Raw genomic sequence first — 20,777 nt, forward strand, 5'->3', positions numbered from 1 at the left:
CGATTCTCTGCCGGAGCCCGTCCATGTCCTACCGCGCGCCTCTCGATGATCTGCTCTTCGCCATGCGGCGAGCGGCGGGCGAGACGGCCTTCGGTCCGGGCGGACTCTATTCCGAGCTGGACGCGGCCACCGCCGCCGCGACGCTCGAGGAGGCCGCCAAATTCGCCGAGACGGCGCTGCTGCCGCTCGATCGCGTCGGCGACCGCGCGGGGGTGACGCTCGCGGACGGCGAGGTGGCGACCGCGCCCGGCTGGCGCGAGGCCTATTCGCTCTGGGTGGAGGGCGGCTGGAACGCGCTTTCCGCGCCGCCCGGCCATGGCGGCATGGGCCTGCCGCTGCTGCTCGGCGCCGCCTGCACGGAGATTTGGAACGCCGCCAATATCTCCTTCGCGCTCTGCCCGCTGCTGGGCCAGGGCGCGATAGAAGCGATGGAGATCCACGCGAGCGAGGCGCTGAAATCCGCCTATCTGCCGAAGATGATCTCCGGCGAATGGACGGCGACGATGAATCTCACCGAGCCGCAGGCCGGCTCCGATCTCGCCCATTTGCGCACGCGCGCCGAGCGCGCCGAGGACGGAAGCTATCGCCTGTTCGGGCAGAAGATTTTCATCACTTATGGCGAGCACGACCTCGCCGAGAATATCGTTCATCTCGTGCTGGCGCGCCTGCCCGACGCCCCCGCCGGCACGCGCGGAATTTCCTTGTTCCTGGCGCCCAAGTTCCTGCCGGGGCCGGACGGGCGCCCCGGCGCGCGCAATGATCTGCGCTGCGTCGGGATAGAGCGCAAGCTCGGCATCCATGGCTCGCCGACCTGCACAATGTCCTATGGCGACAATGACGGCGCCGTCGCTTTTCTCGTCGGCCGCGAGAATGAGGGCCTCGCCTGCATGTTCACTATGATGAACAATGCGCGGCTCTCGGTGGGGCTGCAGGGCGTCGGCCTCGCCGAGCGGGCGACGCAGACGGCGCTGGCCTATGCCCGCGAGCGCCGTCAGGGCCGAGGCGCTTCATCCGATCCGGCTCCGATCGTCGAGCATCCCGATGTCGTGCGCATGCTGCTGACGATGAAGGCGAAGACCGCCGCGGCGCGGGCGATCTGCTATCTCACCGCCGCCGCGCTGGACCGCGCTCGCCTGCTGGAGGGCGAGGAGGCGCAGGCGACCCAGGAGCGCGCCGGCCTGCTGACGCCGCTCGCCAAGGCCTATTCCACCGACATAGGCGTCGAGGTCGCCTCGCTCGGCGTTCAGGTCCATGGCGGCATGGGCTTCATAGAGGAGACCGGCGCCGCGCAATTGCTGCGCGACGCGCGCATCACGCCGATCTATGAGGGAACCAACGGCATTCAGGCCATCGATCTCGTCACCCGCAAGCTGCGCCTCTCCAAAGGCGCGGCCGTGTGGCGCGAGATCGACGACATGCGCGACGACATAGACGCGCTGTCTGCGAGCAATGACGCCGTATTCGTCAATATCGCCCATCGCGCCGCGGCGGCTGTCGACGCCTTCGAGCGCGCGACCGATTTTCTGTCCGCGACCTCCGATCCGCGCGGCTTCGAGGCGCTCGCCGGAGCGACGCCCTATCTGCGGCTGTTCGCGCTGGCGCGCGGTGTCACTCTGCTCGGGGCCGGTGCGCTCGCCTCGCGTGGCGCCGGCGACGCCGCAACTCAGAATAGAATCGTCACGGCGCGATTCTTCGCCGATAATCTCGCCGTCGCGGCGGAGGGGCTGGAACGCGCCACCGTCGAGGGCGGCGACTCCATCATCGCCGGACAGGCGCTGCTGTCCGCCGGGCGAGAGTGAATCGGGCCGCGGAGCCCGAGAGACGAGAAAGACGCTCATGAAAAATCGCGAGCAGAATCGTGAGATCCTCGTCCGCCGGGACGGCCCGCTGCTGCGGATCGTCATCGACCGGCCGGCCAAGCGCAACGCGATCGACAAGCCCATGTACGAGGCGATGATCTCCGCCTTCGCCAAGGCCGACGCCGACGAGGAGATTCGCGCCATCGTGCTGTCGGGCGCGGGCGGCGATTTCACCGCCGGCAATGATCTCGAGGATTTCCGCCGCCCGCTGGACAATCCGCAGGATTTCCCGGCTCTGCGCTTCGTCCGCGCGCTGGCGACGCTGCAAACGCCTCTCGTCGCCGCCGTGGCGGGCGACGCCATCGGCGTCGGCGTGACCATGCTGTTCCATTGCGATCTGGTCTACGCCTCGCATGGGGCGCGCTTCAAAATGCCTTTCGTCGATCTCGGCGTCATCCCCGAGGCGGCCTCGACGCTGCTGGTTCCGCAACGCATCGGCCTCGTCAAGGCGACGGAGTTCCTGCTGCTCTGCGACAGCTTCGGGGCGAGCGAGGCTCTGCGCCTCGGCATCGTCAATGCGGTCGCCGGCTTCGACGAGGTGGAGGAGATGGCGCTCGACGCCGCGCGCCGGCTAGCGGCCAAGCCACGTGCGGCGCTGGCGGCGACGCGGCGCCTGCTGCGGGGCGATACGGCGGCCGTGGCCGCCCGGATCGAGGAGGAGGCCGCCCTATTCGCGGCGGCGCTGACGATGCGCGAGACGCGCGCGCGGCTCGAAGCGTTTTTCGCCGGCGCCCCGGCCAGCGACCCGCTCGCTCAGTCGTCGGACAATCTGGCGTAGTTCACGAGCCGCGACGCCTTGTAGAGAATGGCGCGCATCTTCTCGCCGGCGCGGGCGCATGTGCCGGCGAGGCGGTCGATGTTCTGCGGCGAGCCGGTGCGATATTGCAGGCGCACGGCGGCGACGCTGGCGACGGCGATGGTGTCGAGCTCGGCGACATAGGCCTCGAAGCGACGCTTGAAGTCCGGGCTCACCTTCTCATAGGCGGCGAGCGCCGAGTGGCGTCCGGGAAGCTGCGAGCGCTCGAAATACTCTTTGTAGGTCACCGGCCGCCAAACCAGCAGATCGTCGATGAGCTCCGGCATGTGCGGCAGCTGCTCGAGCATCATGACGAGCTCGTTGAACAGGTTGAGATAGTCGTTGGCCAGACCGGACACCGGGCTGATCAGCGGCTTGGTGGATGAAAAAGGATTCGGCGCTCGACTGCCGTCGACTTGATCGAGCGTTGCGAATTGCGCGTCAGCGGTCATAGGAAATCCCGATATGCTGGGGTCCAATATGGGCTCCAATTGATAAGAATCTCTTTCCGCCTTCCCGCTGCGATTCCGGGAAGGCGCGGGATTTCCGGCATTTCGCAGCGCAGCGAGAATGGGAGAATCGAGGGAAGCCATGTGCGGTCGATACGCCATCACTCTGCCGCCGCAGGCGGCGCGCGACTATTTCGGCTATGTCGATCAGCCGAATTTTCCGCCGCGCTACAATATCGCGCCGACGCAGCCCGTCCCCATCGTGCGGCAGGAACGCGATCCGCGCGGCGGCGAGGCGCGGCGCTTTCAGCTGGTCCGCTGGGGCTTTCTGCCGGGCTTCGTGAAAGATCCGGCGAGCTTTCCGCTCATCATCAACGCCCGCGCCGAAAGCGCGCCGGAGAAGCCCAGCTTTCGCGCCGCGATACGGCGTCGGCGCTGCCTCTTCATCGCCGACGCCTATTATGAATGGCGCCGCGACGGCGCCAAGGGCCGGGCGCGGGCGAGCCGGCCCTATCTCTTCCGCCACGCCGATGGGACGCCGCTGGCGCTCGCCGGCCTCTATGAGACATGGATCGGCAGCGACGGCAGCGAGCTCGACACCGCCTGCATCCTCACCGTCTCCGCCAATGGCGCGACGGTCGCCATTCACGATCGCATGCCGGCGATCCTCGCGCCGAAGGATTTCGATCTCTGGCTCGGCCTCGACGAATATGCGGCCGAGGCGGCCTGGCGCCTGCTGGCGCCCGCGCCGGACGACGCGCTCGAATTCTTCGAGATCGGCCCGGAGGTCAATAAAGCCTCCAATGATACGCCCTCCGTTCAATATAAGCGCGCCGATCTCCTCGCCTGAGCGGCGCGAGGATGCGGCGAGGGGAAGAAAAACGCCTTGGCGGCTCTGCGGCCGGTGATATGACTCCCGGTCGTCGCCTGTTTCGACATGAGATTTTCTCGAAGGGAGTTTGGTATGCGCATAGGCATGCGCGCCGCATTCGCGGCGCTCGGAATCGTTCTTGCGTCATCTGTCGGCTCTGCGAGCCTCGCTGGCCCCTATAATCCGGTCGCCCAAGCCGCGCAGTCGAAGCTCGCCGCGCAAGGCTTCGATCCAGGCGTGCCGGATGGCGTCGCCGGGACCAAGACGGCCGCCGCAATCTCCGCCTTCCAGCAGAAGTCCGGCCTGCCGCAGAGCGGCGCGCTCGACGCCGCGACGCTCGACAAGCTCGGGATCGGCGTCTCGACGGCGAAGCCCGTCGCCGATTGGATCGCCGTTCCGACGCAGGAGGAGATCGACAAGCTCGTCGCCGGCAAGAATGATCCGGCCCAGGCCTACAGCAATTATCTGCCCAACGCCCCCGCGGCCGGCCTCTCGCTGCCCGGCGCGGCCATTCTCGCGGCGATGAACCAGAGCGCCGATGTCTATGGCAGCCGCCGCGCCGGCGAGCCCAAGCATACGGATCAGGGCTATCAATATACGGCCGACTGCCTGAAAACGAATTACGCGCCGACCAATTGGTCGGACATAACCATCCATTATTATTGCCAAATGTCCAAGCCGCGCGCCTGCTACACTTATGCGCTCTCCGGCAAATCCACGCCCGCGGGGGTCAAATATCAGCGTCCGGCGGCCTATCGCGGCTGCGCGGCGGGCAAATTGAAAGAGGCCGCCGATTTCGTCGCCTTCGTGCCGAAGACGCAGCCTCTGGTCTTTCAATATGTGATGTTCGGCCAGACGCACGCTTTCGATCACGAGCAGGAGCAGGCGATCATCAACGCCTTCTATGGCGTGACGAATCCGGCCGACAAGGCGGAATGCAAGGCCAAGCGCCCGCGCCGCACCGAGGATCCGACCGACGGCTCCCATTGCCTGGTGAGCAAGATCATGTCGCCGCGCCTCGCCGGCAAGGGCGATTGAGCAGGAAGCAGGAATAAGAGAGAGGGGCCGCGAAGGCCCCTCTCTTTTTGGCGCGTCACATCACCTGACGCAGCACGAAGTAGAGCGAAGCCGACAGCAATATGGCGGCGGGGAGCGTGAGCACCCAGGCCATCAGCAGCTTCTGGATCGTCGCCATCTGCACGCCGGCGCCATTGGCGGCCATCGTGCCGGCGACGCCGGAAGACAGCACATGCGTCGTCGAGACCGGCAGGCCATACATGTCGGCGGCGGCGATAGTGCCGGCGGCGACCAGCTCGGCCGAGGCGCCCTGGCCATAGGTCAGATGCTGCTTGCCGATCTTCTCGCCGACGGTGACGACGATGCGCTTCCAGCCGATCATGGTGCCGAGGCCGAGCGCGATGGCGACGGAGATCTTCACCCACAGCGGGATGAATTTCGTCGCCTGATCGATCTGGTCCTTATACTCCTTCAGCACCTTCTTGTCGGAGTCGGTCAGCTCCGACGCCTTGTCCTTGGCGAGGAAGCGCAGCGCCTCGGAGGCGAGGTAGATGTCGTTGCGCGTGTTGCCGACGGTGGCGAAGGGGATTTTCGCGATCGAGCCATAGCTCTCGATCTGATGCGAGATGTCGCGGATCAGCACGGCGAGCGACGGATAGGTTCCCTCGTTGATCTGATGCTGAGCGACGTAATTCGTCACTGCCGGGCGCGGATCGCCGAGGACGTTATAGCCCGCGGCCTTCGTCTCCACGACCTTGGACGCCGCATGCGAGGCTTGCGAGAAGCTCGCGAGATGGCTCGCCGGAAGCGCGCGATTGAGCGCATAGGAGGTGGGCACCGTGCCGATGAGGATCAGCATGATGAGGCCCATGCCCTTCTGGCCGTCATTGGAGCCATGCGCGAAGGAGACGCCCGTGCAGGTGAGGATCAGCAGGCCGCGAATCCACCACGGCGGCGCCGCCTGGCCCTTGGGCTCGGTGTAGAGCTCCGGCTTGCGGACGAGGAACTTCATCACCAGCAGCAGCAGCGCCGCGGCGCCGAAGCCGAAGAGCGGCGACAGCAGCAGCGAATAGCCGATATCGGTGGCCTTGCCCCAATCGACGCCGGAGGTTCCGTCGCGGCCGCGCATGAGGGCGTTGGCGACGCCGACGCCGATGATGGAGCCGATCAGCGTGTGCGAGGAGGAGGCCGGCAGGCCGAGCCACCAGGTGCCGAGGTTCCACACGATCGCGGCGATGAGCAGCGCGAACACCATGGCGAAGCCGGCCTGCGAGCCCACTTGCAGAATGAGCTCCACCGGCAGCAGCGACACGATGCCGAAGGCGACCGCGCCCGTGGAGAACAGCACGCCGAGGAAGTTGAAGAAGCCCGACCACACCACGGCCACCGGCGCCGGCATGGAATGGGTGTAGATGACCGTCGCCACGGCGTTGGCCGTGTCGTGGAAGCCGTTCACGAACTCGAAGCCGAGCGCGATGAGCAGCGCCACGCCGAGCATGATGAAGGGAAGATAATTGGTGACCGGCGCGCCGGACTCCAGAATATCCTTGTAGATGCTCCACGCCGTGAAGGCGAGGCCGAGCGCGATGACCGCGAGGAAGATGAGAAGCGCACGTATGTCGAGCTTGTGATCGAGCTTCGGCTTCGGACTATGAGCGTCGGCGCTTTCACGCAGATCGACGCTCGAGGCAACGGATGTCATAACTTTCTCCTCGCAACGAAAGGCGTGAATATTCAACAATTGCGCACGACAAGCGTGTGACGACGCGGGCTCTACGGGCCGGGAGCAGAAATTCTTCGCCGCGCGGCGATCTGGCGATGCGTTCGTTCTCTCGTCGCGGTTCTGTTAAAAGAACATTCTATTTGACATAACGAACAATTCGCTAGAGCCTATAGGCTCGCAAAGCGACGCGCCGCGCGCCCAAAGTGGTCGTGAGGGGCCGCGCGCCGCTGAGAAGGAGGCCGAAAAAATGTCCGACGCCTATATCATCGAGCTCGGCGAGGAAGCCGTCGGCGTGATCGCCCGCGACGCCAAGGGCTATCGCTTCTATGCGGCGAAACAGTCATTCCGCCCATTGGAGGGGCGTCTGTTCCAATCGGCGGAAAATGCGCGCAGCGCGGCGCTGGAGCTGCGGCGCGAGGCGCCGCCGCGTCTCTCCGCGCTCACCTCGCTCGCCCTCGTCGCGGAGCAGGGGCGCGGTTGAGCGATCGTTTTACGCGGCGGCCCCGCATTCCCGGCCGGGCTCAGGCCCGCCGGGAATGACGGCGCTTTTTTTATTCCTTACGCCCGACCGACGCTCAGATAGGTGAAGCCGCGTTTGCGAATGTCGGCGGCGCGATAGATGTTGCGCAGATCGACGATCACGGGCGTCTTCAGCAGCGTCTTGACGCGATCGAGATCGAGCGCGCGGAACGCGTCCCATTCGGTGACGATGACCAGCGCATCGGCGCCTTCCGCCGTCTGATAAGGATCCTCGCAGAAGGTCACTTCCGGCATCAGCGGCTTCGCCTGGCCCATGCTCTCGGGATCATAGGCGTAGACCTTGGCGCCGTCGCCGGCGAGAGAGGCCACTATGGCGAGCGAAGGCGCGTCGCGCATATCGTCAGTGTTGGGCTTGAAGGCGAGGCCGAGCAAGCCGATCTTCTTGCCGCGCACCGAGCCGCCGAGCGCCGAGATCACCTTGCGGGCCATGGCGCGCTTGCGGGAATCGTTCACCGCCACCACCGTCTCGACGATGCGCAGCGGCGCGGCGTAATCCTGCCCCGTCTTCAGCAGAGCGAGCGTGTCCTTGGGAAAGCAGGAGCCGCCATAGCCCGGCCCGGCGTGCAGGAACTTCGAGCCGATGCGATTGTCGAGGCCGATGCCGCGCGCGACCTCCTGCACATCCGCGCCCACGCGCTCGCAGAGATCGGCGATCTCGTTGATGAAAGTGATCTTGGTCGCGAGAAAGGCGTTGGCCGCATATTTGGTGAGCTCGGAGGTGCGGCGGCCGACGAAGACCAGCGGCGGCTGGTTGAGGCTCAGCGGCCGGTAGATTTCCGACATCACCTCGCGGGCGCGATCGTCCTCGACGCCGATGACGACACGGTCCGGGCGCTTGAAATCCTCGATCGCGGCGCCCTCGCGCAGAAACTCGGGATTGGAGACCACGGCGAAATCGGCCTTGGGATTGACCTCGCGGATGAGGCGCTCGACCTCGTCGCCCGTGCCGACCGGGACGGTCGATTTGTTGACGATGACGGTGAATTTGTCGAGCGCGCGGCCGATGGTCTCGGCGGCGGCGTAGACATAGGAGAGGTCGGCGTGGCCGTCGCCGCGGCGCGACGGCGTGCCGACGGCGATGAAGACGGCGTCCGCGCCACGCACGGCCGGGGTGAGATCGGTGGTGAAGAACAGGCGGTTCTGCTTCACATTATTGGCGACGAGCTCGTCGAGCCCGGGCTCGAAGATCGGAATCTCGCCGCGCAGCAGGCGCTCGATCTTCGAGGCGTCGCTGTCGACGCAGGTCACGACATGGCCGAAATCGGCGAAGCAGGCGCCGGAAACGAGGCCGACATAGCCCGATCCGATCATTGTGATGTTCATCGTCTCTCGTCTCTCGCTCGGTCCAAAGGACTGTCACTGCAACGCAATTATTTCGTCGCCATGACAAAAACGCTTTTTTGGCGCGGCCGCCGCGCCCGGTCGGAGAGGCGCCGCCCTAACCCCCGACCCCGAAAGCCGCCAGAGCGGCCATATTGACGATATCGGCGTCGGTTGCGCCCAATTGAACGATTTGGATCGGCTTGTCGAGCCCGACGATCAGCGGACCCAGCACCGTCGCCCCGCCCAGCTCCTGCAGCATTTTGGTGGCGATGGAGGCGGAGTGAAAGGCCGGCATTATCAATACGTTCGCGGTATCACTGAGACGCGAGAACGGGTAGGCCGCCATGGCGTGACGGCTGAGCGCGACATCGGCCGCCATCTCGCCCTCATATTCGAAGTCCACGCGCCGCGAATCGAGCACGCGCACAGACTCGTGCACGCGGGCCGTGCGCTCGCCCGGCGGATAGCCGAAAGTGGAGAAGGCGAGCATGGCGACGCGCGGCTCGAGGCCGATGCGCCGCGCCACCCCGGCCGCCTCTATCGCTATATCGGCGAGATCGGCGGCCTCCGGCATTTCGGTGATCGCCGTGTCGGCGACGACGACGATGCGCCCATGCGCCAGCACCAGCGAGACGCCGATCAGCCTGTGTCCCGGCTTCTGGTCCACGACATGGCGCACGTCCTCGAGCGCATTGGAGAAATTGCGGGTGACGCCCGTCACCATGGCGTCGGCGTCGCCCTGCGCCACCATGGCCGCAGCGAAATGATTGCGGTCGGTGTTGATGAGGCGCTGACAGTCGCGGAACAGGAATCCCTTGCGCTGCAGGCGCTCGAACAGAAATTGCGCATAGACGCCATTGCGCGAGGAGAGCTTGGCGTTGTGCACCTCGATCTGATCGCCGAGCTCGAGGCCGGCGTTGCGCGCGGTCTGCGCGACGCGATCCTCGCGGCCGACGAGAATGGCGCGCCCCAATCCCTGCGTGACGAAGGAGAGCGCCGCGCGAATGACCTGCTCCTCCTCGCCCTCGGCGAAGACGACGCGCTTGGGATCGCGCCGCACGCGATCATAGATCGTGTGCATCAGCCCGGCGATCGGATCGCGGCGCGCCGAGAGCTCGGCGCGATAGGCGTTCATATCGACGATCGGATGGCGCGCGACGCCGGAATCCATCGCCGCTTTGGCGACGGCCGGCGACACGATGGAGATGAGGCGCGGATCGAAAGGCGCAGGGATGAGATAGTCGCGGCCGAAGCGCGGCCGCGCGCCCTGATAGGCGTTGGCCACCTCGTCCGGCACATCCTCGCGCGCCAGCTCGGCGAGCGCCTTCGCCGCGGCGATCTTCATTTCCATGTTGATCGTCTTGGCGCGCACGTCCAGCGCGCCGCGGAAAATGTAGGGAAAGCCCAGAACATTGTTGATCTGGTTGGGATAGTCGGAGCGCCCCGTGGCGACGATGGCGTCCGGCCGCGCGGCCAGCGCCTCCTCCGGCGTGATCTCGGGATCGGGATTGGCCATTGCGAAGACGATCGGATCGGGCGCCATCGTCTTCAGCATGTCGGGCGTCAACGCGCCTTTCACCGAGAGACCGAAGAATATGTCGGCGCCGTCCAGCGCCTCGGCGAGCGTGCGCGCGTCGGTGTCCACCGCATGCGCGCTCTTCCATTGATTCATGCCTTCGACGCGGCCGCGATAGACGACGCCCTTGGTGTCGCAGAGCGTGACATTCTGCGGCGCGAATCCCATCGCCTTGGCGAGATCGAGACAGGCGATGCCCGCGGCGCCCGCGCCATTGCAGACGAGGCGCGTGTTCTTGATGTCGCGGCCGGTGAGATGCAGCGCATTCAACAGGCCGGCGCTGGAGATGATCGCGGTGCCGTGCTGATCGTCGTGAAAGACGGGAATGTCCATCAATTCGCGCAGGCGCTCCTCGATGATGAAGCATTCCGGCGCTTTGATATCCTCGAGATTTATGCCGCCGAAGGAGGGACCGAGATAACGCACGGCGGCGATGAAGGCCTCCACCTCCTGCGTGTCGATCTCGAGGTCGATGGAGTCGATATCGGCGAAGCGCTTGAACAGCGTCGCCTTGCCTTCCATCACGGGCTTGGCCGCCAGCGCGCCGAGATTGCCGAGGCCGAGGATGGCCGTGCCATTGGTGATGACGGCGACCAGATTGCCCTTGACGGTATAGTCATAGGCGAGGGACGGGTTTTCCGCGATCGCCAGCACGGGGGCGGCGACGCCCGGCGAATAGGCGAGCGAGAGATCTCGCTGCGTCGCCATGGGTTTCGTGGGCACGACGGCGATTTTGCCGGGGCGCCCGCGTGAGTGGTAGAGCAGAGCCTCCTTGTCGGTGAAGACAGGACGTTCGCGCTTCGGAGGCTTTTCCGCCATTTTTCCCCCTCTCGGTCCGAATCATCGGATTGCCGGGGGCACTTAGCAAGAGGTTTGCGACGACAATATGCCGAAGCTCCGGGCCGCGGCCCGAGCCCCCCGGCGCTGCGCGGGAGCGGCGGGGCGGAACGGCCGTGGGGGAGGCGCGCCTTAGAACTGCACCTTGGGGGTTTCCTGGACGGCCTTGCGCTCGCCCTCCTCGAGATTGAAGAACTCCTGCGGGACAAAGCCGAAGGAGCCGGCAAAGAAAGCGGCTGGAACGCTCTCGCGGGCGGCGTTGTATTCGGCCGAGGCGTTGTTGAAGAAGCGCCGCGACGCCGCGATCTTGTTCTCCACGTCGGACAGCTCGCTCTGCAGCTGCTGGAAATTCTGATTGGCTTTCAAATCGGGGTAATTCTCCGCCAAGGCGAACAGCCGGCCGAGCACGCCGTTCAGCGCGCTCTCGGCTGCGGCCTGCGCCTGCGGGCCATTGGCCGCCACCGCCTTATTGCGGGCCGCGACGACCTCCTCGAGCGTGCCGCGCTCATGGGCGGCGTAGCCCTTCACCGTCTCCACCAGATTGGGGATGAGATCGTGACGCTGCTTGAGCTGCACGTCTATGTCCGAGAAAGCCTGACGGCAGCGCTGGCGCAGAGTCACCAAGCCGTTATAGGAGCCGATGAGCCAGAGGACGGCGAGAACCAATACGCCGAGAAGGACGAGAGCGGTCATTTGGGGCTCCTTGATCTTCCCGCCGCACGCCAGCGGCGGAATGCGCAAGTCGTATCCGGCTTTCGCGACCCGCGAAAGTGCGCCGACGCACAATGGAGCGAGACCCAACTGTCGAGCGCAAATCTGCCGAAAGCCTCATAGGGGCAAAGAACGAAGCCTGACATTCTTGCCGATCGGAATTTCATGCATCGAAGGCGGCGCGATCAATTTGGTGACGGCCTCGATTTCTGGCCACTTCCAGACGATCGTGGCCGCCACCTGATGCAGCGGCGTCTTCTGATATGCGGGCGCAAGAACGAAGCCGTGAAGACCGGCCGAGCGCAACGCAGCGCGTTCGGCTGCATTTTTCAGGATGCGGCCGTCTCCCGAAACGAACATCCAAGCGTCGGGACTTTTCCGCAGAAAGTCGATCCATTCGAAATCGGAGGCATGACGGCCATTGGGCAACCCCGGCGCGTCTTTGATATGAAATGCGCGATGTCCAAATGATGAAACAAAGCCGTCTAAAGTCGACGCCATGACCGGCGCTGTGCAGTTGTCGAACAGCACCTTCACGCCGCAAGCCGCCGCTCTAGCTCGGCCTCGAACTCGACAGCGCGTCTGACCGAGGTCTCGGGGACGTCAAACGCCAAGGCGGCCGTCTCGACCCCGTCTCGATTTGCCGCCACGGCCAAGACTGCGGTCGGCACGCTCGTCGAAGCATCGATCGGCTGGCCGAACGACCTCCCTGGATCGACGACGATGCTCGTGCGGCGCCCGGCCGGCCACCATTGGAAAGGCGCCCCTTTATCATCGAAATCGACCGACTTCAGCAATGGCTCGATGATCTGCTTGAACTCGTATTGACGCCGGAACAGGTTCAACAATCCTTCGCGCTCTTCACCATGCTCGTCGGTTTCGGCGACGCGCAGAAAAATGTCTCGACCGTCTGTCCGAAATCGATCGGTCGACAGCGGCCGCTCATCGCCGATGATCTCGCGCGCGATCTGGATCGCCGCGCGCACGCGTCGGGACGAGACTCCGCAACGCATGAACTTGTCGGCAATTCGCGCTTCCATGAGATCGCGAAATCCCAAATAGACATGGCCATTGTCGAGGTCGATTTGCGATTTCCAAAGCGGAGCATATTCATGCTCGCCGACCTGATGGCCGCGCAGCCACCGCGCCAGCTTTCCAGGAGCGATCGCGAGGAGACGGCCCGCCTCCGCCGGGGTGTACAACCCCACGCCTATGAGATTTTCCATGAGCGCCTCCTGCGCCGTCATAGATTCAGCGCGATGATGCGCTGTCAACAAAATCCTCGGCTAGAGCGCTCATCAAAGTGGATCGTTCGGTCGATCAGAGGACAGGGGTCCGACGACCCTGTCTGCAACCCTCGAGAAAATGAGGAAATTTAGCCGCCTAGGGGAGCGGAACACGGCGCGTCCGGGCTCTGCCGCTCGGCGTCGGCGCCCTCCTCCAATCACTTACATTGCGGAGCGAAGCGGAATATAATCTGCGACAAAGCCGCGCCGGCGTCCATTTGACGGAGACGGGGCGCATCCCTATTTCGAGCGAGAAACCCTCGACCGCGAGACCTTCAGGCGCGACAGCAATGGCCATTCGTCCCATCATCACCCTGCCCGATCCGCGGCTGCGGCTCGTCTCCGAGCCCGTCGCGACCTTCGACGGCGAGCTTCAGCTTCTGCTCGACGATATGCTCGAGACCATGTACGAGGCCCCCGGCGTGGGCTTGGCGGCGATTCAGATCGCCGTGCCCAAGCGCATCGTGGTCGCCGACGCAACGCGCGGCGACGAGCCGAAGAATCCCATGTTCTTCATCAATCCCGAGATCGTCTGGGTCTCCGAGGAGCTGTTCGTCTATCAGGAGGGCTGCCTCTCGGTCCCCGATTATTTCGAGGATGTGCAGCGCCCGGCGCGCGTGCGCGTGCGCTATCTCGACCGCACGGGCGCGACGCAGGAGATCGAGGCCGACGGGCTGCTCGCCACCGTGCTCCAGCACGAGATCGACCATCTCGAGGGCGGCCTCTTCATCGACCATCTCTCCCGGCTGAAGCGCGAGCGCGTGGTGAAGAAATTCGCCAAGGCCGCGGCGCGCGCCGCCCCCGTCGCCGACAAGGTCGAGGCGTAACGCCCTCATGCGCGTCGTCTTCATGGGCACGCCCGATTTCGCCGCGCCTCTGCTCGAAAAAATCATCGCCGACGGCCATGAGATCGCGGCCGTCTACACGCGCGCGCCGGCGCCGGCCGGCCGCGGCATGGAGCTGAAGCTCTCGCCCGTCCATCGTCTGGCCGAGACGCTCTCCATCCCCGTCTTCACGCCCAAGAGCTTCAAGAACGCCGAGACGATCGGCGCCTTCGCCGATCTCCACGCCGATGTGGCGGTGGTCGCGGCCTATGGGCTCATCCTGCCGCAGGCGGCGCTGGATGCGCCGCGTTTCGGCTGCCTCAATCTGCATGGCTCGCTGCTGCCGCGCTGGCGCGGCGCGGCGCCGATCCAGCGCGCGGTGATGGCCGGCGACGCCGAGACGGGCGTGATGGTGATGAAGATGGAGGCCGGGCTCGACACCGGCCCCGTCGCCGCGACGGCGCGCGTCACAATCGGCGAGGATATGACGACGGGCGAATTGCACGACGCGCTCGCCGCCGCCGGCGCCGAGCTGATGGCCAAATCGCTGCGCGATCTCTCCGAGGGCGGCCTCTCCTTCACGCCGCAGGCGGAAGACGGCGTGACTTACGCGCAAAAGATCGAGAAGAGCGAGAGCCGCATCGACTGGCGGCGCCCGGCGCGTGAGATTCACAATCTCGTGCGCGGGCTCTCGCCTTTTCCCGGCGCTTTCTTCGAGAGCGATCTCGGCCATGGCGTCGAGCGCGTGAAAGTGCTGCGCACCAAGCTCGTGACAGGCGAAGGCGCGCCCGGCGCAGCCCTCGACGACAAAGGCCTCATCGCCTGCGGCGAAGGCGCGCTCCGGCTCGTCGAGTTACAGCGCGGCGGCAAGGCGCCGATGGCCATTGCCGAATTTCTACGCGGCCGCCCGCTCGCGCCGGGCATGACGCTGGCGACCTGACAATGACGGCCACAATAGAGGCGGGTTCCCCACCTCCCGCGGAAGGAGAGGGTGAACGCGCGACATACCGCTACGCTCTCACCATCGAATATGACGGCTCGCCCTTCGTCGGCTGGCAGCGGCAGGAGAATGGCGTCTCCGTGCAGCAGCGGCTCGAGGAGGCGGTTTCGGCGCTCGAAGCCGGCAAGCGGCGCGTGCTGCATGGCGCGGGGCGCACCGACGCCGGCGTGCATGCGCTGGGGCAGGTCGGCCATGTCGATCTCTCGCGCGAGTGGCGCGAGGATCGGTTGCGGGACGCGCTCAATGCGCATTTGCGGCCGTCGCCGATCGCTGTGCTGGAGACGCGCCGCGTCGCGCCGACATTCGAGGCGCGCTTTTCGGCGATCCGCCGGCATTATCGCTATGTGATCGACAATCGCCGCGCGCCGCTGACGCTGCAGCTCGGCCGCGCCTGGCATGTGAAGCGCCCGCTGGACGCGCAGGCCATGCACGAGGCCGCGCAGGCGCTGGTCGGCCGGCATGATTTCACGACGTTTCGCTCGACCGAATGTCAGGCCAACTCGCCGGTGCGGACGCTGGAGCAGCTCGACGTGCGGCGCATGGACGACGTCATAGAGATCGTCACCTCGGCGAGGTCATTCCTGCACAATCAGGTGCGCTCGCTGGCCGGCTCGCTGGAGCATGTGGGCTCCGGCAGATGGAGCGCAGACGATCTGCGCGCGGCGCTCGAGGCGAAGGACAGAACCCGCTGCGGTCAGGTCGCCCCGCCGCATGGGCTCTATCTCGTCGCTGTCGATTATTGAGCGCCTCTCCGACTTACTCGATACCCGCCTCGCGATTGCGCATGTTGATGGCGTTGCGCAGCTGCTCGTTGATCGCGACCGGATCGGTCGGCGAAGGCTTGGCCTGCAGCAGCGCGCCACGCACCAGGGAGGCCTCCTCGGCCGTCAGAACCACCGGGCCGGCCATGAAGGCTGCGTTGGGCAGCGTGTGCAGAATCCTCAAGCGATTGGGATGGTCCTTGACCTCGACGACGCGATCGGCGACCGGCTTGCCGTCCACACAGACATAAGGACCGATGACTTCGACTTTGTGGCCATCGTCGGTATTTCTGATGAAAGTCGTTTGCATTGTCGTCGCCACTCGTGCTGGGTTGAACTTCGCGCAAAATGGCAGCAAGTTTCGTGCCGGCTAGCGCCGGCGCCGGATCAGCCGCGCCAACGCCACGCTGACCAGCCCGCCGAGACCAAGAGCCGCCGCGAGCTCCGCCAAAAGCATGCTGAATCCAAAGGCGAGCGGCATTTCTTCGCTGTCCGGCGCAGGCGGCGGGGCGTAGAACTAAAGACAGAGCCATTCCCGCCGCGCCCAGCCTGCCACGCCCATGAGCGCGAGGAAGAGGCAGAAACCGACATAGAGCCGCAAGATCGAGCCCCGCTATGACCGAGGAAGGAAAGAAAAACCGCCAGCCGCCACCGCCGCCCAAGAAGAACGCCGCGGCGCTGGCCGCCGCGCTCAGGGCCAATTTGCGCCGACGCAAGGCGGCTGCGCAATCGCCCGGCGAGGGCGAGAACGAACACGCGCCGAAGACGGCGCCTTCGCCAGATTCACGTTAACCCGACGCCTCACGATTCGGCGTCGCCCGCCTCGTCGCGGCGGAAGGGCAGGCTCGCCTCATAATCGGCGATCGACTCGTCGACCGCCACTTTCTCGCGCGACAGAAATTCGACGATCGCGGTCCGCAGCCGCGGATCGGCGAAATCATGCGCCGAATGGGTGGGGACGGGCCGATAGCCGCGCGCCAGCTTGTGCTCGCCCTGCGCGCCGGCCTCCACGCGCTTATAGCCATGGCGAATGGCGTATTCGATCGCCTGATAATAGCAGACCTCGAAATGCAGGAAGGGCCGCTCCTCCAGCGCGCCCCAATTGCGGCCGTAAATCGCGTCGTCGCCGAGAAAATTGATCGCCCCGGCGATGTAATGCCCCTCGCGCCGCGCCATCACCAGGAGGATGCGGTCCGCCATCGTCTCGCCGATGCGATCGAAGAAATCGCGCGTCAGATAGGGCCGTCCCCATTTGCGCGCGCCCGTGTCCATATAGAAGGCGTAGAATTTCTCCCAATGCGCGGGCTGTATGTCCGCCCCGGTCAGAAGATCGATCGAGACGTCGTCGCCCAGCGCGTCGCGGCGCTCGCGCTTGATCGTCTTGCGCTTGCGCGAGGAGAGCGCGGCGAGGAAATCGTCGAAATTCTGGTAGCCTTCGTTGAAGAAATGGAACTGCTCGCCGGCGCGCGGCGCAAAGCCCTCGGCCGCCAGCGCGCCGACCTCGCCCTCTGTCGCGAAGGTGACATGGATGGAGGAGGCCTCCGCCGCCTGACGCAGCGCGCGCAGCGCATGGATCAGCCCCGGCAGCGCGCCCTCCGGCGCATCGCGGGCGATGAGCAGCCGCCGCCCTGTCGCCGGGGTGAAGGGAACCGCCACCTGCACCTTGGGATAATAGCGCCCGCCGGCGTTCTCATAGGCCTGAGCCCAGCCGAAATCGAAGACATATTCGCCCATGCTGTGCATCTTCACATAGGAGGGCGCGGCCGCGACGAGGCGGCCTTCGGCGTCTTCCAATATCGTGTAGAGCGGCGTCCAGCCGCTGCGGCCGCCGACCGATTTCGAGCGCTCGAGCGCCAGCAGGAAGGCGCTGGAAATAAAGGGATTATGTCGCTCGCCCCCGGCCTCCTCGGCGGTGAGCCCGGGCGGATTGGCGAGCGCGTCCCAGGCCGCGGCGTCGATCTGCTCGAGCGAGGGGATGAAACGGGCCGTCAGACGAGTGGAGGACATGGCGCCCGCGGTTTTGGAGAGAGCTGCACAATCTAAGCGAAGCGAAAGATGTTCCAATCGGCGTTTTCGTCCGCGCGTCGCCGGTACGGTTATTGCTTCAAAAATAGGCGCCTATCCGCCGACGAGAGGAATGGACGAGGGAACGAATGCCGCTCTACTCCTATGAATGCCAAGATTGCCATGCGGAGTTCGAACTGCTGATCAGCGCTTCGGACACGCCCGTCTGCCCGTCCTGTGGAAGCGAGAAATTGCAGCAGCAGGTCGCCAAGATCTGCGTCGAGATCAAATATCCGGCCATTGCCAGATCCTGGCGCAAGGCGGCCGCCGCCGAGGGCGAGCTGTCCAATTTCAGCAAGAAGGAAATTGAAGCGAAGCCGAAGAGCTGACGGGCGCGCCTTCGGCTCTTCGCTCATGGCGTCTCGCCGGCGTCAGCGTCTGGCTGGCGCCTGCAGGCTCCATATCCGCCCATCGGGATCGCGGATGGTCGTTTCCCGCGTTCCCCAATGCGTATCCGCAAAGGGCGAGACGATGTCGATCGACGGGTCGAGGCGAAACGCCTCCTCGTCGGCGACATTCAGGACCAGGCGCGTCTGTGGCGTCTCGCTCTCCGGGATTTCGGCGATGAAGAGATATGGTCCGGCGCCGTTGCGGAGCTGGCCGGAGTTGTGATCTGTCTCGAACTCCAGAGTGTAGCCGAGAGACTGGAAGAATTTCGCCGCCTTGCCCCAATTGTGGGTGGTCAGGAAAATGGCTTCAACGCCCTTTGTCGTCATCTCGGCTCTCCTCCTTCGGTGACTGTGCAGGCTGCTCGCGCGCGTCGAGATAGGCGCGCAGCGCGGCGGCGACCAAGGCCGAGAGGGATTGCTCCGTCTCGATGGCATGGTGCTTGACCCGCCGGATCAGCCCCAGCGGCAAATACACGTTGAACTGCTTGACCTCGTCATCCGCCATGAATGCTAGTATACTAGTATTCTAGCAGGAGTCGAGCGGAACAGACATTTCCCTTCCGCTTGACCTTCGACCGACTTCACGCCGTAGATCGAGCGATCCAAAAGGCAGGGGAGAGCGGGCGTGAGCGAGCCGAACGAGGCGCAATCCGCATTGTGGAACAAACGCGGCGGGGAAATATGGGTCGAGCAGCAGCCCATGCTCGACCGGCTGTTTCATCCCTTTGCGGACCTATTGGCCGAGACGGTGAAAGCCGCCGGCGCCCGTCGCGTGCTGGACATAGGTTGCGGCGCAGGGGCCACGACGCTGTCGGCGGCCGAGCGTCTGGACGGCGGACAATGCGTCGGCCTCGATATCTCATCCACCATGATCGAGGCCGCCCGGCGGCGGGCCGAGGCCGCCGGCCTCGGCAATATCGGCTTTGTCGTCGCCGACGCCCAGACCTATGATTTCAAGCCCGCGCAATTCGACGCGATCATCTCGCGCTTCGGCGTAATGTTCTTCGCCGATCCGCGGGCGGCCTTCGCCAATCTGCGGCGCGCGGCGGCGCCCGGTTGCCGGCTCGTCTTCATCGCCTGGCGGGGGCCGCAGGATAATTCTTTCATGCTCGCCGGCGAGCGCGCGGCTTCCGCTTTTCTCCCCGAGCTTTCGTCCTTCGATCCCGAAGCGCCCGGCCGCTTCGCCTTCGCCGATGCGCAGCGCGTGCGCGAGATTCTCGCGGACGCCGGATGGGAGCGGATAGAGATCGCCCCGCTCGACGTCGCCTGCACGCTGAAAGAGCAGGAGCTCGACGTCTACGCCACGCGCATGGGCAAGCTCGGCCAATTGCCGCCCGACCTCGACGAGGCGACGCGCGCCCAAATCTACGAGGCGGCGCGGCGCGCCTACGACCCTTATGTCACAGCCGGCGAGGCGCGATTTCCCGCCGCCTGCTGGCGCGTCGAGGCGCGCGCCGGGTGACGGCGCGGCGTGGGCGTGCTAAGCGCGCGCATGCTCGAAGGACTTCCCCCCAATGGCGCCAGCCACGGCCTGCGCCTCGTCTGCGACCAAACATCCGCGCGCGCCATCGCCGATCTCGTGGTCGAGACCTTCGACCCGGCCGAGACCGCGGCCACGGCTTTCGAGGAGCCGGATGAAAAAAGCTGGGCCGTCGAAGTCTATTTCGGCGATCCGCCCGACGAAGCGCAGATCCGCGCGCTGATCGAGGCCGCCGCGGGCGCGGAGGCGGCCGGGGCCGCGCAATTTTTCGAGATTTCGCAGAAGGATTGGGTCGGCGCCTCGCTCGAGGGGCTGCGGCCGGTGCGCGCCGGGCGCTTCCTCGTTCATGGCTCGCATGATCGCGGCCGCGTGGGCGCGAGCGACATCGGCATAGAGATAGAGGCGGCGCTGGCCTTCGGCACCGGTCATCACGGCACCACGCTCGGCTGCCTGCTGACGCTGGCCGAAATCTGCAAGCAGCGGCGCCCGCAGAATGTGCTGGATGTGGGGACAGGCACCGGCGTGCTCGCCATCGCCGCCGCGCGCCTGCTGCGACAGCCCATCGCCTGCGGCGATATCGATCCTGTGGCGGTGGAGACGGCGGGCGTCAACGCGCGCTTCAACGGCGTCGGCGATCTGGTGCGGCCTGTCGTCGCCGTGGGCGTGCGCCATCCTGCGCTGGCGCCGGACCGTTATGACCTGATCTTCGCCAATATTCTCGCCAAGCCGCTGCGTCTGCTCGCACCCAAGATCGCCGCCGTCGCCGCGCCGGGCGCCGAGCTCGTGCTCTCCGGCCTGCTGGCGCGCGATGTGCCGGGCGTGCTCTCGGCCTATCGCGCGCAGGGCTTTTCGCTGGCGAAGCGCCGCGACATAGACGGTTGGGCGACCCTGCTGTTGCGCAGCGGCGGCGCCGCGCCCCGGCCGGAATGGCGCCTGCCCGACGACGAGGACGACGAGGATTGAAGGACCTTCGGCGCGCAATCGCCGGAAGAGGCGTTTTCACCTCCCCCTCGAGGGAGGAGGTCGAGCGCGAATGCGCTCGGGAGGGCGTGACGCCCCGAGTCTTTGCAGTTGAACCCCACCCCGTCCGGCTATCGCCGGCCGACCCTCCCCCTGAAGGGCAGGGTGGACGCGCATTTTCCGGCGTTCGTTCGATTGCCCATGGATACGTCTACGCTCGAGTTCGGCTGCGGCGCGAAGCGTGAAACGCAGCATCACAGTCCGTGCTTCGACCAGATGGCGCGGATTTGCTCCTCGGTGGCGAATTCACC

The 20,777-nt window shown here is 65.6% G+C and carries 23 protein-coding genes; 12 read left to right on the plus strand and 11 right to left on the minus strand.

Features of this window, described 5'->3' with window-relative positions; genetic code table 11:
* Positions 1 to 23 precede the first annotated feature (23 nt).
* Positions 24 to 1,799 carry an acyl-CoA dehydrogenase gene (locus A1351_RS18045; protein ID WP_064033627.1) on the plus strand — a complete coding sequence of 592 codons (1,776 nt, stop codon included), beginning with the start codon at positions 24 to 26 and terminating at the stop codon, positions 1,797 to 1,799.
* Positions 1,800 to 1,836: 37 nt separating this feature from the next.
* Positions 1,837 to 2,637, plus strand: a complete 801-nt coding sequence (locus A1351_RS18050; RefSeq protein ID WP_036309143.1) for an enoyl-CoA hydratase-related protein — start codon at positions 1,837 to 1,839, stop codon at positions 2,635 to 2,637.
* On the opposite strand, the gene A1351_RS18055 is transcribed toward A1351_RS18050, so the two are convergent.
* Entirely contained in the window at positions 2,613 to 3,107 is a 495-nt protein-coding gene (locus A1351_RS18055) for a hypothetical protein (protein WP_024878236.1), read from the minus strand. The two genes, A1351_RS18050 and A1351_RS18055, sit on opposite strands and share 25 nt — an antisense overlap.
* 139 nt (positions 3,108 to 3,246) lie before the next feature.
* Between A1351_RS18055 and A1351_RS18060 the strand changes: the two genes are divergently transcribed.
* Positions 3,247 to 3,954 carry an SOS response-associated peptidase gene (locus A1351_RS18060; RefSeq protein ID WP_064033628.1) on the plus strand — a complete coding sequence of 236 codons (708 nt, stop codon included), beginning with the start codon at positions 3,247 to 3,249 and terminating at the stop codon, positions 3,952 to 3,954.
* 114 nt (positions 3,955 to 4,068) lie between these two features.
* The gene (locus A1351_RS18065; protein ID WP_024878234.1) at positions 4,069 to 5,013 is read left to right on the plus strand and encodes a peptidoglycan-binding domain-containing protein; all 945 of its coding nucleotides are present in this window, start codon (positions 4,069 to 4,071) and stop codon (positions 5,011 to 5,013) included.
* Between the two features lie 55 nt (positions 5,014 to 5,068).
* Here A1351_RS18065 and A1351_RS18070 read toward each other — a convergent pair whose 3' ends face one another.
* A complete protein-coding gene (locus tag A1351_RS18070) occupies positions 5,069 to 6,694 on the minus strand; it encodes an inorganic phosphate transporter (protein ID WP_024878233.1) in 1,626 nt (541 codons plus the stop codon).
* A 268-nt stretch (positions 6,695 to 6,962) separates the two neighbouring features.
* Here A1351_RS18070 and A1351_RS18075 point away from each other — a divergent pair, with 268 nt between their 5' ends.
* On the plus strand, positions 6,963 to 7,196 hold the full coding sequence (locus A1351_RS18075; protein ID WP_024878232.1) for a hypothetical protein: 234 nt from the start codon (positions 6,963 to 6,965) through the stop codon (positions 7,194 to 7,196).
* A 77-nt stretch (positions 7,197 to 7,273) separates the two neighbouring features.
* Here the strand turns inward: A1351_RS18075 and A1351_RS18080 are convergent, their stop codons facing one another.
* The 5 genes from A1351_RS18080 to A1351_RS18100 form a co-directional block, all read right to left on the minus strand.
* Positions 7,274 to 8,578: a UDP-glucose/GDP-mannose dehydrogenase family protein gene (locus A1351_RS18080; protein WP_024878231.1), complete on the minus strand. Its 1,305-nt coding sequence runs from the start codon at positions 8,576 to 8,578 to the stop codon at positions 7,274 to 7,276.
* Between the two features lie 115 nt (positions 8,579 to 8,693).
* Positions 8,694 to 10,973, minus strand: coding sequence for an NADP-dependent malic enzyme (locus tag A1351_RS18085; RefSeq protein WP_024878230.1), 2,280 nt, complete (start codon positions 10,971 to 10,973; stop codon positions 8,694 to 8,696).
* Positions 10,974 to 11,123: 150 nt separating this feature from the next.
* The gene (locus A1351_RS18090) at positions 11,124 to 11,684 is read right to left on the minus strand and encodes a LemA family protein (RefSeq protein WP_024878229.1); all 561 of its coding nucleotides are present in this window, start codon (positions 11,682 to 11,684) and stop codon (positions 11,124 to 11,126) included.
* Positions 11,685 to 11,819: 135 nt separating this feature from the next.
* A complete protein-coding gene (locus A1351_RS18095) occupies positions 11,820 to 12,239 on the minus strand; it encodes a hypothetical protein (RefSeq protein ID WP_024878228.1) in 420 nt (139 codons plus the stop codon).
* Positions 12,236 to 12,688, minus strand: a complete 453-nt coding sequence (locus tag A1351_RS18100; RefSeq protein WP_245267200.1) for a hypothetical protein — start codon at positions 12,686 to 12,688, stop codon at positions 12,236 to 12,238. Before A1351_RS18100 ends, A1351_RS18095 begins: the two co-directional genes overlap by 4 nt.
* Positions 12,689 to 13,278: 590 nt before the next feature.
* Between A1351_RS18100 and def the strand changes: the two genes are divergently transcribed.
* From def to truA, 3 genes are read left to right on the plus strand one after another with little or no spacing between them, the layout of a single operon-like run.
* On the plus strand, positions 13,279 to 13,815 hold the full coding sequence (gene def / locus A1351_RS18105) for a peptide deformylase (RefSeq protein WP_024878226.1): 537 nt from the start codon (positions 13,279 to 13,281) through the stop codon (positions 13,813 to 13,815).
* A gap of 7 nt (positions 13,816 to 13,822) precedes the next feature.
* Entirely contained in the window at positions 13,823 to 14,752 is a 930-nt protein-coding gene (fmt, locus tag A1351_RS18110; RefSeq protein WP_064033629.1) for a methionyl-tRNA formyltransferase, read from the plus strand.
* Between the two features lie 2 nt (positions 14,753 to 14,754).
* Positions 14,755 to 15,555, plus strand: a complete 801-nt coding sequence (gene truA, locus A1351_RS18115; protein ID WP_245275828.1) for a tRNA pseudouridine(38-40) synthase TruA — start codon at positions 14,755 to 14,757, stop codon at positions 15,553 to 15,555.
* Positions 15,556 to 15,568: 13 nt separating this feature from the next.
* Here truA and A1351_RS18120 read toward each other — a convergent pair whose 3' ends face one another.
* Entirely contained in the window at positions 15,569 to 15,883 is a 315-nt protein-coding gene (locus tag A1351_RS18120) for a hypothetical protein (protein WP_018267229.1), read from the minus strand.
* A 305-nt stretch (positions 15,884 to 16,188) separates the two neighbouring features.
* On the opposite strand from A1351_RS18120, the gene A1351_RS24890 reads away from it, so the two are divergent.
* Positions 16,189 to 16,365, plus strand: a complete 177-nt coding sequence (locus A1351_RS24890; protein ID WP_157096369.1) for a hypothetical protein — start codon at positions 16,189 to 16,191, stop codon at positions 16,363 to 16,365.
* 9 nt (positions 16,366 to 16,374) lie between these two features.
* Here the strand turns inward: A1351_RS24890 and A1351_RS18125 are convergent, their stop codons facing one another.
* Positions 16,375 to 17,580 carry a GNAT family N-acetyltransferase gene (locus A1351_RS18125; RefSeq protein WP_064033630.1) on the minus strand — a complete coding sequence of 402 codons (1,206 nt, stop codon included), beginning with the start codon at positions 17,578 to 17,580 and terminating at the stop codon, positions 16,375 to 16,377.
* 146 nt (positions 17,581 to 17,726) lie between these two features.
* Between A1351_RS18125 and A1351_RS18130 the strand changes: the two genes are divergently transcribed.
* The gene (locus tag A1351_RS18130; protein WP_024878222.1) at positions 17,727 to 17,966 is read left to right on the plus strand and encodes a zinc ribbon domain-containing protein; all 240 of its coding nucleotides are present in this window, start codon (positions 17,727 to 17,729) and stop codon (positions 17,964 to 17,966) included.
* Positions 17,967 to 18,008: 42 nt separating this feature from the next.
* On the opposite strand, the gene A1351_RS18135 is transcribed toward A1351_RS18130, so the two are convergent.
* Both A1351_RS18135 and A1351_RS18140 read right to left on the minus strand, forming a co-directional pair.
* On the minus strand, positions 18,009 to 18,353 hold the full coding sequence (locus A1351_RS18135) for a glyoxalase/bleomycin resistance/extradiol dioxygenase family protein (RefSeq protein WP_064033631.1): 345 nt from the start codon (positions 18,351 to 18,353) through the stop codon (positions 18,009 to 18,011).
* Positions 18,334 to 18,531, minus strand: a complete 198-nt coding sequence (locus A1351_RS18140; RefSeq protein ID WP_024878220.1) for a ribbon-helix-helix protein, CopG family — start codon at positions 18,529 to 18,531, stop codon at positions 18,334 to 18,336. Before A1351_RS18140 ends, A1351_RS18135 begins: the two co-directional genes overlap by 20 nt.
* Positions 18,532 to 18,651: 120 nt before the next feature.
* Between A1351_RS18140 and A1351_RS18145 the strand changes: the two genes are divergently transcribed.
* Both A1351_RS18145 and A1351_RS18150 read left to right on the plus strand, forming a co-directional pair.
* A complete protein-coding gene (locus A1351_RS18145) occupies positions 18,652 to 19,488 on the plus strand; it encodes a class I SAM-dependent methyltransferase (protein ID WP_026599838.1) in 837 nt (278 codons plus the stop codon).
* A 30-nt stretch (positions 19,489 to 19,518) separates the two neighbouring features.
* Positions 19,519 to 20,469, plus strand: coding sequence for a 50S ribosomal protein L11 methyltransferase (locus A1351_RS18150; RefSeq protein ID WP_024878218.1), 951 nt, complete (start codon positions 19,519 to 19,521; stop codon positions 20,467 to 20,469).
* Positions 20,470 to 20,777 lie beyond the last annotated feature (308 nt).

The organism is Methylosinus sp. R-45379 (genome assembly GCF_001644125.1).
Taxonomy (GTDB): domain Bacteria; phylum Pseudomonadota; class Alphaproteobacteria; order Rhizobiales; family Beijerinckiaceae; genus Methylosinus.